This window comes from Kitasatospora sp. NPDC088351 (assembly GCF_040685575.1).
Taxonomy (GTDB): domain Bacteria; phylum Actinomycetota; class Actinomycetes; order Streptomycetales; family Streptomycetaceae; genus Kitasatospora.
This window is the reverse complement of sequence record NZ_JBFBIL010000014.1, coordinates 45,778-61,595: the sequence shown is the minus strand read 5'-3', so window position 1 is coordinate 61,595 and position 15,818 is coordinate 45,778. Positions and strand designations below refer to the sequence as shown.

At 70.9% G+C, this 15,818-nt stretch carries 3 protein-coding genes; all 3 read right to left on the bottom strand.

The window, feature by feature from the left end; translation table 11 throughout:
- Window positions 1–66: 66 nt before the first annotated feature.
- A complete protein-coding gene (locus tag AB0P06_RS13560) occupies window positions 67–2,094 on the bottom strand; it encodes an ATP-dependent DNA helicase (protein WP_363607480.1) in 2,028 nt (675 codons plus the stop codon).
- A 294-nt stretch (window positions 2,095–2,388) separates the two neighbouring features.
- On the bottom strand, window positions 2,389–3,966 hold the full coding sequence (locus tag AB0P06_RS13555; RefSeq protein WP_363607479.1) for an MFS transporter: 1,578 nt from the start codon (window positions 3,964–3,966) through the stop codon (window positions 2,389–2,391).
- Between the two features lie 374 nt (window positions 3,967–4,340).
- A complete protein-coding gene (locus AB0P06_RS13550) occupies window positions 4,341–15,818 on the bottom strand; it encodes a type I polyketide synthase (protein WP_363607415.1) in 11,478 nt (3,825 codons plus the stop codon).

Below are 15,818 nucleotides of genomic sequence, written 5' to 3'. Positions count from 1 at the left end.
CTTCGCGCGGGCCGGTGTCCGTACCGCACCGGGTGCGCCCGCGGCGACGACGCGGGCGCCGCGTCGTCAGGCGGGCTGGGCGGTGATGGTGCAGAGGCGCTTGGTGGCCCGGGTCAGGGCTACGTACAGGTCCCTTTCCCCACCGGGACGGGTCGTGATGATTTCCTCAGGGTTGAGGACAACGACCCCGTCGAATTCCAGGCCGCGTGCTTCGGAGGCCGGCACGATGCGTGCGTGGTGCGCGATGCCCTGGGCCGTCAGCTCGCTCACCCTGACGTCCGCGCAGATCACTCCCAGAAGCTCGCCCGGGTGCGCGGTGCTCTGGGCGCGGAGTTCCTGAGCGACGGCGGTGACCAACCCGTCCGGAGGTGTGATCACGGTGCGAGGGCTCTCCCCGCTTCGCAGTGACCGCGTGGGCTTCTGGTCCGGAGCGATCCGCGCGAGCAGGTCCCGGACGCTCTCCAGGATCTCCTGCGTGGTGCGGTAACTGACCGTCAGGTTATGCAGTTTGAACCGCGGTCCGACGTGGGGGCTCAGTGCTTCCTTCCAGTCGCGTGCCGTCGAGACCGGGCCTGCCTGGGCGAAGTCGCCCACCAGCGTCATCGCCCTTGCCGGGCAGCGGCGGACGATCATCCGCCACTGCATGGCGGTCAGTTCCTGCGCCTCGTCGACGACGATGTGCCCGTACGTCCGCTCGGGGGGGCCGTCGACCAGGCTCGCCGCCTCGTCCAGCAACGGCACATCGGCATCGGTCCACGGGTCGTCCGGGCCGCGCAGCAGAAGGGACCGCTCCTGCGCGGTCAGACCGGGCAGGCGATCGGCGAGAGCGTCGGCGTTCGTCAGGAGCGCCTTCACGAGGTCACCGGGTACCAGCCGCGGCCACAGCACCTCGACCGCTCGGTCGACGTCGGCGTCGTCGAGGAGATCGGCTCGGATGGCGTTCAGGTCCAGCTCGTGGACCGGCCCCGGGTCGGCCGCACCTTCGACACGGCGCTGGGCGGCTCCCGTGAACCGGTCGAGGTTGATGCCCGTCATCATTTCGGCATCGGCGTCGATCTGCTCCAGGAGGTCGCCCATGTCTCGTTGCATCGCGTCGGTGACGGCGTCGACCAGGAGTTCCTTGAACACCTCGCGCGCGGGGTTGTGCCCCAGTACGGCTGCCACGGCGGCGTCGCGTGCCGCGGCCACTTCCTTACCGGGGAGGCGAACCAGTTCCTGTCCGACCCGCACCGCAAAGTCACCGGCGGGGGCTTGGTGGACGCGCAGCAGGCCGACCAGGGCGTCGGCGAGGTCGGCACTGCCCTTGAGACGCGCCGTATCGAACGGACCCACCGTGTCCGTGGACACTCCGGCCAGCTCCCGGCAGGTCGCCAGAACGACGTCGTTCTCCCCGAGCGAGGGAAGGACCTGGGAGATGTAGTCGAGGAACCGGGCGTTCGGGCCCACCACCAGGACACCCTCTTCCATGGCGCGCGGGAACGCGTACAGGACATAGGCCGCCCGGTGCAAGGCCACCACCGTCTTGCCGGTGCCGGGCCCGCCCTGCACCACGGTCACCCCCCGGTGGGGGGAGCGGACGATCTCGTCCTGCTCGGCCTGCAGTGTCGCGACGGCCGTGTGCATCCTGCCCGTACGCCGTGCCGACAGAGCCTCGGTCAACGGGCCGTCGCCCACGACGTCATCGTCGGTCGGGGCGGTCCCGTCCAGCAGCTCGTCGCTCACCGAGATGACCGTGCGCTCCTCGAGACGCAGGTGCCGACGCCGCCGCAGGTTCATCGGGTGGACCGGTGTCGCCTCGTAGAAGGGCCGCGCAGCGTTCGCGCGCCAGTCCACGAGCAGCGGCAGGTCATCCTCTTCCGTGTGCAGTCCGATCCGCCCGATGCGCAGGACCATGCCGTCCGCCCAATCGATGCGCCCGAAGACCAGCCCCTTCTCGGCGCCCTCCAGCCGACCGATCTCCTTACCCAGACGCTCGACGACGATTTCTCGCTCGCGCGCTTCACCGGCGCTTTCCGCCGGGGCCTTCAGCAGACTCGCTCGCTCTACTCGCGCCTCGGAGACCCGCTCGACGAGCAACTCGTACAAGGAGGACACATAATCCCGCTCCGTTTCGACCGCACGCACAGCGGGATCATTGATATTCGACACCAGGGGTCTCCTTCGATTCGAGCCGCACCGTACAGTCAAAGCTCCCTGGAAGATGCAGCCTTGACTTGCTTGGTGAAGCGTTCTGCTGCCAAGCGCACCGTCCGGCCCGCGGCAGGCGGCTGGAGATCGTCACCGTTTGTGTCAAGCCGCTGTTCCGTGTACCGCTCATTGCGCTCACTGCCATGGGCCGGATCAGCAGGCGCCTGCCTCTTCCTGCTGCCCCGGCCCACGGACAGCCCGTCACGCGGCGGAGGGAGACTCCGCGCTGCGGGCCTCTTCGTAGTCCGGCTCCGGTGTCGGCTCCTGCGTCTTTCCGGACGGACGCAGGGCGAACACCAGCACGGCTACCGCGAAGAGTGCGATGAGCATCGTCCAGACCGCGCCGACGTGCATGGCGTGGATGAACGCATGATCAGCAGCCTTCGCGAGAGTGGGCTGGTGGAGAGTGGCGGCGACGTGCCGAGCCTGTTCCGCGGACGCCCCGGCGCTATCCCGCAGCGCCGCCGGGACATCGCTCAGCGAGGGCTCGATCGCGCTTCGGTAGGCGATCGACAAGATCGTGCCGCCCACCGCGATCCCGATCACACTGCCGGCCTGCCGCGCCGTGTTGGTGACGGCCGACCCGGCACCGGACCGGTCCAGCGGCAGGCTGCTGAGCAGTGCCCCGGTCACCGGGGCCATCACCATGCCGACGGAGAGGCCCTGCAGCAGCAACAGGAGTTCGATCCAGACGAACGGGGTGTGCAGACCGAGGAGTCCGACCGCGCCGAAGCTGAGCGCCGCCACAGTGAGCGATGGCAGGGCAACGGGACGCAGCGACCACCGCATCACCAGACGTTGGCCCAGGGGCGCCCCTATGACAGCGCCGACCGCGGTCGGCACATTCGCCAAGCCGGCCTTCATCGGCGAGTAGCCCAGCGCACCCTGCAGATAGAACGCGTTGAAGAAAGTGACGGCAGCCACCGAGAAGAGCATCAACGCCATGGACAGGTTGCCACCACCGAACATCCGCTGCGCAAGCATCCGGGGATCGAAACTGGGTTCCTTGGTCTTGAATTCGACGAGCACGAAAGCAGCCAGCAGGACGATCCCGGCCGCGATCGGCGCCAAGACGTCCAAACGGCCCCAGGAATTTACCTGCCCCGCGCGAATCAGGCCGTAGGTCACCGCCGCGAGTCCACTGATCGACAGCAACATCCCAGCCGGGTCCAGCGGCCGCACGGCAGAGCTGCGGAAATTGGGGACCAACAGGACGATCCCAGCCAGTGCCACCACGACAATCGGGACGTTGACGAGAAAGACCGAACCCCACCAGAAATGGCTGAGCAGGAGTCCCGCCATCACCGGGCCCACCGCCATTCCGACACCGGTGGAAGTCGAAGAGATGGCGATTGCGGTTGCCCGCCCGGGGCCGGTGAAGGTCCACAGCAGGATGGCGAAGTTGGCAGGCATGATCAGTGCGGCGCCGACTCCCATCGCGGCCCGGGCGGCAATCAGCTGGTTCGCATCGCCCGCGTACGCCGCCCAGATCGAGGCCCCGCCGAAGACCACCAAGCCGACCGCGAGCACAGTCCGGTGGCCGAAGCTGTCGCCCAGTGCGCCGGCGGTGAGCATCAAGGTCGCGAAGACCAGGGTGTATGCGCCCGTGGCCCACTGCAGTTGGGCCGGGCTGGCGCCAAGTCCACGGACCGGGTCGGCGAGGGTCTCCAGAGTCACGCTGAGAACGGTATTGTCCAGCCAAATCAGCAGCGAACACACCATGAGAACAGCAAGGATCAACTGCTGCCTGAACTTCGGCAGCGTTGGAGGCGCAGTCATGAACACCTTCGGATATCGTCGGCGGGAACTTGGCCGACTGAAATATAGGCAGGCCCCACAACACTGTCAAGCTTGGAGTTTCTCGCCAAAGCTATTGCGGCCGAACGGACTATATGCCCGTGTCGGATTTGCATAACGAGCACTTTTGTGTCTCTGGCGGATTTACGAGCAAAGGATTTCACTTCCGCCGGGTTGCGACTGAGCGGACTTTATGGCCCCGGTGGGCCGCCGCACCGCGTCGCCCGGGGGCGCCCGGGGAGAGATGCCGTGTTCGCGCAGTTTGTCCGGCACGGTTGCGCGGCCAGCCGTCCGGTGTGTCCGTCGGTCTCTCGGAGCCGTCGAGGGACCTCGACGGCTCCGAGAGACCGGATCTGTCAATGGCCGCCGAGTGAATCGAGCCAGCGCCGCAGCTGCGCGGCGGTCTCCGGAGCCTGCTCCTCGACGATCGAGAAGTGGTCTGCCTCGATGCGCTCGATCGGTCCGCGGTGTTGCCAGTCGGGGACGGGGTCGACGTCTCCGAAGCCGCTCAACGTCACGGTGGCCCGCAGGTTCAGCGTCGGCGCGGCGATCGGCTTCGCCTCGCGCTCGGGGAATATCCGCACATAACCGCCCATGGCGACCAGGCCGTGGTCGTCGACGGGGATCAGTGCGTTGTCCCGGGACAGGATCTGCCCCAGCGCGTCGGTTAGCACGAGGCGGTTGAGTTCGAGCTCTTCCGGGGAGTAGGTGTCGATCATCGCGACGCCCGCGAGCTCGGCGCCGTCGTCTTCCAGCCGCCGGGCGACCGCATGGGCGAGTGCACCACCGGCCGAATAGCCGATGAGTGCCACCGGGCTCCGATCGAGTTCCGGTGCGACGGCCGCGGCGAGGCTCTCGACCGCCGCCTCCCATGTCGCCGGCAGGTCGTCGCTCGCGCGCATGCCGGGCAACCGCAACGCACTGACCTGCCGCTCGCCGCCGAGTTCGTGAGCCAGGCGGGCGAATTGGTGAGGGCCCGATCCCGCAAGGAACGAGGGGATGCAGATCAGTGCCGGCGCCGCGGCGCCGCGCGCCAGGACCTGCGCGGCCGCGCGCTGTGCGGCGGCTTCCTCGGCGGGGTACGTGGTCATCAGAGCCGAGCTCGCGATCAGCATGGGCAACGCCCCTGCCACCTCACCTCGGCGATGCGCCGCCGACACCAGTTCGGTGATCGTGCCGCGCACACCGGCCGGTGCCTGCTCGACCACGCCGGTGTCGGATTCCTCGATCCGCGATCGCACCAGTTTCGCCACATCGGCGGCGGTCGGATGGTCGAAGATCAGCGCCGATGGCAACGTCAGCCCGGTCAGCTGTGCGAGCCGGTTCCGGAATTCGACGGCACCGAGGGAGTCGAAACCGAGCTCGGTGAACGGCGCCTGCGGGTCGACCGCATCGCCGGACAGGTGGCCGAGGACCGCCGCGGCGACGTTGCGCACCTCTCGTACGATCGCACCGTCGCGGTCGGCGTCGGGCAGTGCGGCCAGTTGCTGCGCCAAGCCGGCACCGGCACTCGCGGCGGCCCGGGGAACCCGGATCATGCCGCGCAGTACCGCGGGCAGTGTGCCGCCGCGCGCCAGGTCGGTGAGCGCCGCCGCGTCCAGCAGTGCCGTCGTCGGCGCCGCCCGATCGGTCGCGAGTGCGCTGTCGAACAGCGCCATCCCGGACTCCGGATCGATCGGGATCAGGCCCAGCCTGGCCCGGATCTGGCGGGCGTACTGCTCGGCGCCGTCCCCGCCGAGTACCCCTGCCATGCCGACGGTCCACAGTCCCCAGGCCAGTGAGTGCGCGGGCAGGCCCTCGCTGCGCCGCAGGCGTGCCAGCGCGTCCAGCGCGCTGTTCGCAGCGGCGTAGTTGCCCTGTCCTTGTCCACCGAGCAGCGGCGCCGCGGACGAGAACAGTACGAACGCCGAAAGATCCAGGTCGCGGGTCAGCTCGTGCAGGTGCAGTGCCGCATCGACCTTCGGTGCCAGCACCCGTGTCGTCTGCGCGGTGGTGAGGGTGTCGAGCGTGCCGTCGTCCAGGATGCCCGCCGCGTGGATGACGGCGGTCAGCGGGGCATCGGTGTCGATGCCGGCCAGCAGGGCCTGGACCGCGGTGCGTTCGGTGACGTCGCACGCCACGACCCGGACGTGGGCGCCGAGGTCGGTCAGCTCGGCGGCCAGTTCGGCGGCGCCGTCCGCGGCGTCACCGCGCCGCGATGCCAGCAGCAGCCGTCGTGCGCCGTGCGCCGCGACCAGATGCCGGGCGACGATCGCGCCGATGCCGCCGGTGCCGCCGGTGATGAGCACCGTGCCGTGGTCGAACGACAGTGGCACGCCCGGTTCGGTGGCCGGCAGCGGCCGCAGTCGCGGCGCCAGGAGCCGACCTTCGCGAACAGCGATGTGCGGTTCGTCCCGGGCCACGGCGTCGGCGAGTGACTTGATCGGCAGGGCGTCGCCGTCATGGTCGATGAGCAGGAACCGGCCCGGGTGCTCGGACTGTGCGCTGCGCACCAGGCCCGCCACGGCGGCTCCGACCAGATCGGGCTCCTCACCGGGAAGTCCGGCGGCCCCGCGCGTCACAATCACGAGCCGGCCGGGGTGTTCGGCGCCTATCCAGCCCTGCAACAGGGCGAGCGCCGTCAGCACGCCGGCGTGTATGTCCGCCGCGCCGGCCCCGGTTCCGCGGGGCGCCGGCCACACCACCGTGTCGGGAGCATCCTGCAGCGCGGCGAGTTCCGCGAGATCGGCACAGCATGCCGGGGGCTCGGGGGCCTCGACGGCCGCCGGGTCGCCGAGCACAACGACGCGCCCGGTGCCCGCTGTGGAAACGGCAGGCACCGCGACCCACTCAAGGTCGAACAACGGTGCCGCGCCGCGCAGCTGGGCCAGCGCCTGCCGCTCGATCGGGCGGACCCGCACCGACTCCATGCTCAGCACGAGGGCGCCGGTCGCGTCAACCGCCTCTACTCGGAAGGTGTTCGGTGCGATGCGGACGATGCGGACACGCAAGGCACCCGCGCCGGACTGCGCCAGCTGGACGCCGTCGAAGGCGAAAGGCAGTGGCACCCGACCGTCGGGCCCGCCCTCGGCAAGAGGGTCGACAGCCGCGTGGAACACCGCGTCCAGCAGTGCCGGATGCAGTCCGAAGGCGGTGGCGCGCGTCGCGGTGTCGGTGTCGAGTGCCAGGTCGGCGAACACTTCCCCGCCACGCGACCACGCGGCGCGAACACCCTGGAACGCCGGGCCGTACCCGAGGCCGAGGTCGCCGAGCGCACGGTACATCTGCTGTCCGTCGACCGGATCGCCCGCGACCGGAGGCCACACCCGGGACCAGCCCGGCGCCGCAGCCGGCGCGGCGGGCGCGAGCAGGCCACGGGCGTGCAGCACCCAGGCATCGGCGGTGCGGAAGTGGATGGCCACGGTCCGGTGCCCATCGGCGTCGGGTTCGCCCACCGCGAGCTGGACATCCGCGCCGCCATCGGTCGTGAGCATCAGCGGCGCCGTGAGCACCAGTTCCGCCAGGCGCGGCACGCCGATCCGGGCACCAGCGGCCAGAGCCAGCTCCACGAATCCGGTACCCGGCATCACGACCACACCGTGGACGGCGTGGTCGGCGAGCCACGGGTGCGTGCGCAGCGAGAGCCGGCCGGTGAACAGCCACTCGTCCTTGCCGGCGAGCTGCACCCGGGTGTGCAGCAGCGGATGGCCGGCGGAGTCGGCACCGGCGAGCGGTGCAGCCGCCTCCGCGGGCAGCAGCCAGAACCGTTCGTGCTGGAAGGGATAGGTGGGCAAGGTGATCCGTGCCTGCGGTCGAGTCCCGAAGTAGGCCGCCCACCGCACCGGCTGGCCCGCGCAGTGCGCGGTCGCCAGCGCGGTGACCAGCTGCTCGGGTTCGTCGACCGCGCGACGGGATCCCGCGACCACCGAGGCGCACGCCGCGAGGTCTGTCGCCACAATGGCGCGGGTCATGGCCGTCAGCACCGCGTCCGGGCCCAGCTCGACGAACAGGCGCACACCCGAATCGAGCAGTGACCGCACCGCCGGGGCGAAGCGCACCGCCTCGCGCAGCTGCCGTACCCAGTACTCGGGCGTGCCCACCGAATCGTCGGCGAATGCGCCGGAAACCGTGGAGCACAAGGGGATTCGTGGCTCGTGGTACGTCAGGCCCGCGGCGACCTCCGCGAACTCGGTCAACATCGGATCCATCAAGACGGAGTGGAACGCGTGGCTCACCCGCAGCCTGCTGGTCTTGACGCCCTCGGCCACCAGCCTCGACTCGAGCGCCGACACCGCCTCGGTGGTTCCGGAGAAGACCACCGCTTCGGGAGCGTTCACAGCAGCCAGCGAGAGCGCCGCGACCGCCGGACCGGCATCACCCGCCGCCAACAGCTCCACGGTCCGCTCCTCCGGCACCGCGGCGGCCAGCATGCTCCCGCCTGTCGGCAGCGCCCCCATCAGTCGCCCCCGGGCCGCAACGAGTCGGCACGCGTCCGACAACGACCACACACCAGCCACATACGCCGCGGCCAGCTCGCCGATCGAGTGCCCGGCCACCACATCCGGCGTCACGCCCAACGACTCGACAAGGCGATACATCGCCACCTCGAACGCGAACAACGCGGGCTGGGTGTACTCGGTGCGATCCAGCAGGGTCTCGGCAGTCGCGCCGTTCGCCGGCGCCGGCGCGACGAGCCCACTCGCCTCCTGCCCGGTGCCGATGGGCTGCGCGCCGAACATCACATCCCGCAGCGAATGCCCCAGGTGCGCGTCGAATTCCGCGCACACTTCGTCGAGCGCGGCCGCGAAAGCCGGGAACGCCCGGTACAGCCCGGCGCCCATCCCGATCCGCTGCGCACCCTGACCGGTGAACAGGAACGCTGTCGTGCCTGTCCGACCGGCGCCGTCGACGATGCCCGGGGCCGGCTCGTCGGCTGCCAGGCGCGCCAAGGCCGCCAGCAACGTCTCCCGGTCCGAGCCCACGACGGCGGCGCGCTGCTCAAGCCGCGCGCGGTGCAGCGCCAGCGTGACCGCGACGTCGGTCAGGTCGAGCTCCGGACGTTCGCGCAGCGCGTCGTGCAGACGGCCCGCCTGGGTCCGCAGAGCGGCAGTCGTCCGCGCGGACAGCAGCAACGGCACGGCCGCCGGGCGCGGTGGATCGACCGGCCGCGGCGGGACCGCGGGCGCCTCTTCGAGGATCACGTGCGCGTTGGTCCCGCTGATCCCGAACGACGACACCCCCGCCCGGCGCGGACGCTCCCCGGCCGGCCACGGCTCGGCCTCGGTCAGGATCCGTACCGCGCCCGCCGACCACTCCACGTGCGGCGACGGCGCGTCGACGTGCAAGGTGGGCGGCAACACCTCGTGCCGCAACGCCTGCACCATCTTGATCACGCCACCGACACCGGCAGCCGCCTGCGCGTGCCCGATGTTCGACTTCAACGACCCGATCCGCAGCGGCTCGGCGCGATCCTGTCCATAGGCGTTGATCAGCGCCTGCGCCTCGATCGGGTCACCCAGCGTGGTACCGGTGCCGTGCGCCTCCACCGCGTCCACCTCGGCCGCGGTCACCCCGGCGTTGACCAATGCCTGCGCGATCACCCGCTCCTGGGACGGACCGTTCGGCGCGGTCAGGCCGTTGCTCGCACCATCCTGGTTGATCGCGCTACCGCGGATCACGGCCAGCACCGGGCGCCCGTTGCGCCGCGCGTCGGACAACCGTTCGAGGGCGAGCATGCCGACGCCCTCGGCCCACGAGACACCGTCCGCAGCACGTGAGAACGCCTTACTGCGCCCGTCCGGTGACAACGCCCGCTGCCGGGAGAACTCCAGGAACAGCAGCGGCGTCGACATGACCGTCACCCCGCCGACTAGGACCAGAGACGTCTCCCCGGCGCGCAGTGCCTGCACCGCCAGATGCAGGGCCACCAGCGACGACGAACACGCAGTGTCCACCGTCACCGCCGGTCCTTCCAGGCCGAGGGTGTAGGACACCCGGCCGGAGACGACGCTGCCGGCCGATCCGGTCGCCAGATAGCCTTCCGCGGCACCGTCGGCGGCGTCGCGCGCCGTGTAGCCGTAGTCCTGGTACATGACGCCCGCGTAGACCCCGGTGTCGCTGCCCCGCAGTGCGGTCGGATCTATGCCGGCGTCTTCGAGCGCTTCCCAGGACGTTTCGAGCAGCAACCGCTGCTGCGGGTCCATCGCCGCTGCCTCACGGGGTCCGATTCCGAAGAAGCCGGCATCGAAATCACCTGCGGTATACAGGAACCCGCCTTCTCGGGTGTAGATCTTGCCGGGTTTGCCGGGGTCGGTGTCGTAGAGGTGGTCGACGTTCCAGCCGCGGTCGCCCGGGATCGGGGTGATCGCGTCGACGCGACCGGCGATCAGTTCCCAGAGCTGGTCGGGATTCTCGACGCCGCCGGGATACCGGCAGCTCATGCCGACGATCGCGATCGGCTCGTCGGCCCTGGGCTTGGCGCCGGTCGGGGCGGGGCGCGGTCGCGTCGGCGCCGAATCGTCGACCTGGGTACGCAGGAAGCCCGCGACGGCGGCGGCGGTCGGATAGTCGAACACCAGCGTGGACGGAAGCTGAACACCCGTGGCGGCGGTCACCTTGTTGCGGAACTCGACTCCGCCGAGCGAGTCGAAGCCCAGTTCCGCGAAGGGTGTTTCGGGGTCGATGGCCTCGGCCGACTCATGGCCGAGGACAGCGGCGGCGATCGCGCGGACCTCATGGCGGATCAGCGCCTCCCACTGGTCGGCGGGGGCGTCGAGCAACCGCTGACGCAACGGGCTGTCGGCGATCCGGCCGCGGGACGGTACATGGATCAGGTCGCGCAGCACCGCGGGCAGCGTGCCGAGCCGGCCCAGCGCGGTGAGGGCGGATGTATCGAGCAGCGCGGTCATCAGCATCGGTTCGCAGGTGGCCAACGCATCGTCGAACATCTGCATGCCGGCGGCCGGCTCGATCGGGGACAGACCAAGGCGCGTGCGGATCTGACGTACCAGGTGTTCGGCCCCCGGGTCGTTCAACGCCTCGGCCATGCCGCGCTTCCACAGCCCCCAGGCCAGCGAATGCGCGGGCAGGCCGGCGCTGCGGCGCGCCTGGGCGAGCGCGTCCAGCACCGCGTTCGCGGCCGCGTAGTTGCCCTGGCCGTGCCCACCGAGGAGTGGCCCGGCGGAGGAGAACAGCACGAATGCCGACAGGTCCATGTCACGGGTGAGCTCGTGCAGATGCCAGGCGGCGTCGGCCTTCGGGGCCAGCACCCGATCCACCTGCTCGGCGGTCAGGGTCTCGATGGTGCCGTCGTCGGCCACGCCCGCGGTGTGCACGACGGCGGTCACCGGTTCGTGCGCCGGTACGGAGTCCAGCAGCGTCGCGACCGCGGCGCGATCGCTGACATCGCACGCGGCGACGCGTACGTCGGCGCCCAGCGCGGTCAGCTCGGCGACCAGCTCCGCGACGCCCGGCGCGGCGGAGCCGCGGCGCGAGACGAGCAGCAGTCTGCGCACCCCGTACCGGGTGACCAGGTGGCGGGCGGTGACGGCGCCCAATCCGCCTGCGCCACCGGTGATCAGGACCGTGCCGGCGCCGAAGGGCTCACCGGTCGATTCGGCGGTGGTCCTGCGGATCAGCCGCGGTGCCAGCGTGGCGCCGTCGCGGATCGCGAGCTGCGGTTCGTCCGTGGCGACTGCGGCGGCGATCCGCTGGTGCAGGTCCGTGAGGTCGTCGTCGAGGTCGACCTGCACGATGCGCCCCGGATGTTCCGATTGCGCACTACGCACCAGGCCGCGGACGGCCGCTGCCGCGGGGTCCGGCGTCTCACCGGGCAGACCCGCGCCGTCACGGGTCAGCACGACCAGTGTCGAGTCGACGCAAGCCGGTTCGGCGAGCCAGTCGCGCAGCACCGCGAGGGCGTTGTGCACGGCGGTGCGGACGGTCGCGGGGACGTCGCCGTCCGCCGACGCCGTTTCGGGCGACCAGACGACGGCCACGCCGGTGCGGCCCCCGGCTGCCGCGAACGCCGCGACGTCCCCGAACGTCTCGGCGCAACCCGCGACGGGCCGGCCGAGTGCGACCAGTTGCCGGTCCGGCACCGCAGCTGCCGTCACCGGCGTCCAGTCGAGAGCGTAGAGCGGGCTGCGGGCACCGGCGAGAGCGCGCGCTTCCACGGGGCGGGCGAGCACGGCGTCGACCGACAGCACGGCGGCGCCGGTGGCGTCGCAGGCGTCGATGCGCACCTTCTCGGGCCCCGAACGGATGATGCGGGCGCGGACCGCGGTGGCGCCTCGCCGGAACACACGGACGCCGCCGAAGGAGAACGGAAGTGGCAGCCTGCCGTCGGGGAGGTCATCGGCGAGTCCATCGATGGCAGCGTGGAAGGCCGCGTCCAGCAGCGCCGGATGCACCCCGAAGCCCGCCGCCCGGACCGCTGTCGTCTCGTCCAGGGCCACCTCGGCGAACACGTCGTCACCACTGGTCCAGGCGGCGCGCGTGTTCTGGAAGTTCGGACCGTAGCCGAATCCCAGATCGGCGAGCCGGTCGTACAGGCGCGTTCCATCGACCGGCGTGCCGGCGGCCGGCGGCCAGTCGGGGTCGGCCCAGGCCGGCGTCACACCGTCGGCGGGGGCGAGAATGCCGGTGGCGTGCAGCGTCCAGTCCGGCTCGCCCGGGTCGGACGGCGCGGTGCCGGTGACGGTGCGCGAGTGGATCGACAGGCGTCGACGGCCGGTGTGGTCGGGATCGGTCACCGAGACCTGTACGTCCACGGCGGCGGCACCGTCGAACAGCAGCGGCGCCGCCAGGACGAGTTCGTCCACGACGGGCAGTTCCAGGCGGCTACCCGCGGCCAGCGCGAGATCCACGAAGCCGGTGCCGGGCAGGAGTACCGCTCCGAAGGCCGTGTGGTCGGCGATCCACGGCTGGTCGGTGATGGAAAGCCTGCCGCTGAACAGCCATTCGTCGCGACCGGCGAGCGGCGCGGCAACGCGCAGCATCGGATGATCGAGCGCGGCGAAACCGGCGCGGCCCACGTCACCGAGCGCACCGTCGTCGGGCTGCACCCAGTAACGGCGGCGCTGGAAGGCGTAGCCAGGCAGGTCGAGGTGGGTGACCGGACTTCCTGGTGACAGCGGCGTCCAGTCGACGGTGGCGCCCGAGCAGTGGGCAGCGGCGAGCAACCGCAGGAACTGGTCGGCCTCGTCGACACCGCGCCGCGACGCCGCCGCGACCAGCGAGCGGGACGCCACCTCGTCGTCCAGTGTCTGGCGGGTCATCGCCGCCAGCACCGCGTCCGGCCCCACCTCGACGAACCGGCGCACGCCGGCGTCGACGAGTGACCGCACCGCCGGAGCGAACCGCACGGCCTCGCGCACCTGCCGCACCCAGTACTGCGGCGTCAGCAGTTCGGGACCGGCCGGCGCACCGGACACCGTGGAGCACACACCGATTCGTGGCGTCCGATACACCACCGACCTGGCGACCTGCTCGTACTCGGCGAGCATCGGCTCCATCAGCGCCGAATGGAAGGCATGACTGACCGCCAGCCGAGTCGTCTTCACGCCCTCCGCCGCCAGCCGGTCCTCCAGTGCCGCGATCGCCGTCGTCTCGCCCGAGAACACCGTCGCCGCAGGCGCGTTCACGGCCGCCAACGAGACCGTCCCGGCCGCGAGCAGTTCCAGCGCCCGCTCCTCCGACACCGCGGCGGCGAGCATCGCTCCACCGGTCGGCAGCGCGCCCATCAACCGACCACGGGCGGCAACGAGCCGACACGCGTCGGCCAGCGACCACACCCCGGCCACATGGGCCGCGGCCAGCTCACCGATCGAATGCCCGACCAGCACATCCGCGGTCACGCCGAACGACTCCAACAGGCGGTACAACGCCACCTCGAACGCGAACAGCGCGGGCTGCGTGAATTCCGTCCGGTCGAGCGGGGCCATGCGCTCGATGTCGCCGACGCCGTTCCCGGCACCACCGGTCCCGCCGAACATGACGTCGCGCAGCGACACCCCCAACAGGGCGTCGAGTTCCGCGCACACCTCGTCGAGGGCGGCGGCGAACACCGGGAACGCGGTGGCCAGCCCCGCGCCCATGCCGACACGTTGCGCGCCCTGACCGGTGAACAGGAAGGCCGTCTCGCCGGTGGCGGCAACACCTGACACGACATGCGGGGAGGCCGAACCCGTGGCCAAGGCCGTGAGGCCGGCGAGCAGACCGGCCCGGTCGGCTCCGAGCACCGCGCCGCGCCGACCCAGCCGAGCACGCGCAGTGGTCAGGAAGGCAGCGACATCGGCGTCAGCCACCTCGGGGTGGTCAGTGATCCAGGCCAGCAGCCGGCTCGCCTGTGCCCGGAGCGCGGTCTCCGACTTGGCCGAGAGCAACCACGGTGCCGGCCACGTCGATGTGCCCGACTCCGGCTGTCGGACAGCAGCATCCGGTCCCGTCGCCGGATCGACGGGACGGTCGCGCGGCGCCTCCTCGAGGATCACATGAGCGTTGGTCCCGCTGATCCCGAAGGACGACACACCCGTCCGACGCGGACGATCGAGCTCCGGCCACTGCCGGGCTCGCGTCAGCAGTTTCACCGTGCCCGCCGACCAATCGACCTCCGGGGTCGGCTCGTCCACGTGCAAGGTCGAGGGCATGACCCCCTCGCGCATCGCCATGACCATCTTGATCACGCCCGCGACACCCGCCGCGGCCTGCGTGTGGCCGATGTTCGACTTGACGGAACCCAGCCACAACGGGTTGTCGCCCCCACGGGCCTGGCCGTACGTGGAGAGCAGCGCCTGCGCCTCGATCGGATCACCCAGCCGCGTACCCGTACCGTGCGCCTCCACGACATCCACCTCGGACGCCGACAGCCGCGCGTTGGCCAATGCGGCCCGGATGACCCGCTCCTGCGAAGGCCCGTTCGGCGCGGTCAGCTGGCTGCTCGCACCGTCCTGATTCACCGCGGAACCCCGGATCACCGTCAGCACCCGGTGCCCGCGGCGCTCCGCGTCCGACAGCCGCTCCAACGCCAGCAGACCCACGCCCTCGGCCCAGCCCGTACCGTCCGCCGACGACGAGAAGGCCTTGCACCGCCCGTCCGGCGCCAACCCGCGCTGCCGGGAGAACTCCACGTACGTGCCCGGTGTCGCCATCACCGTCACACCACCGGCGAGCGCCATCGAACACTCACCCTGACGCAGCGACTGGGCGGCGAGATGAAGCGCGACCAGCGAGGACGAACACGCGGTGTCGACCGTCACCGCGGGCCCCTCCAGCCCGAAGGTGTAGGCCACACGACCCGACGCGACGCTGCCCGCGCTTCCGGTCAGCAGGTAGCCCTCGAAGCCCTCGGGTGCGTTGGGGATCCGGGAGCCGTAGTCGTCGTACATGACGCCCACGTACACCCCGGTACGGGTGCCCCTCAGCGCGGTCGGGTCGATGCCCGCGTGCTCGAAGGCCTCCCACGCCGTCTCCAGCAGCAGCCGCTGCTGGGGATCCATCGCCGCCGCCTCGCGAGGACTGATGCCGAAGAACTCGGCATCGAACCGGTCCGCCTCGTACAGGAAGCCGCCTTCGCGGGCGTACGAGGTCCCGAGGTGGTCGGGGTCCGGGTCGTACAGGTTGTCCAGGTCCCAGCCTCGGCCCTCCGGGAAGGGACCGACCGCGTCGCGTTCGGCGCCCAGCAGCTCCCACAGGTCGTCCGGGGAGGCGACACCGCCGGGAAGTCGGCATGCCATACCGACGATCGCGATCGGCTCGTGTGCGCGCTCCTCCAAGTCCTGCACACGCTGACGGCTCTCCCGCAGGTCGACCGTTGCCCGCTTGAGGTAGTCGCGAAGTTTCTGCTCGTTGTTCAT

Coding starts and splice junctions, on each gene's coding strand:
- AB0P06_RS13550 (WP_363607415.1), bottom strand. CDS start 15,818: ATGAACAACGAGCAGAAACTTCGCGACTACCTCAAGCGGGCAACGGTC.
- AB0P06_RS13555 (WP_363607479.1), bottom strand. CDS start 3,966: ATGACTGCGCCTCCAACGCTGCCGAAGTTCAGGCAGCAGTTGATCCTT.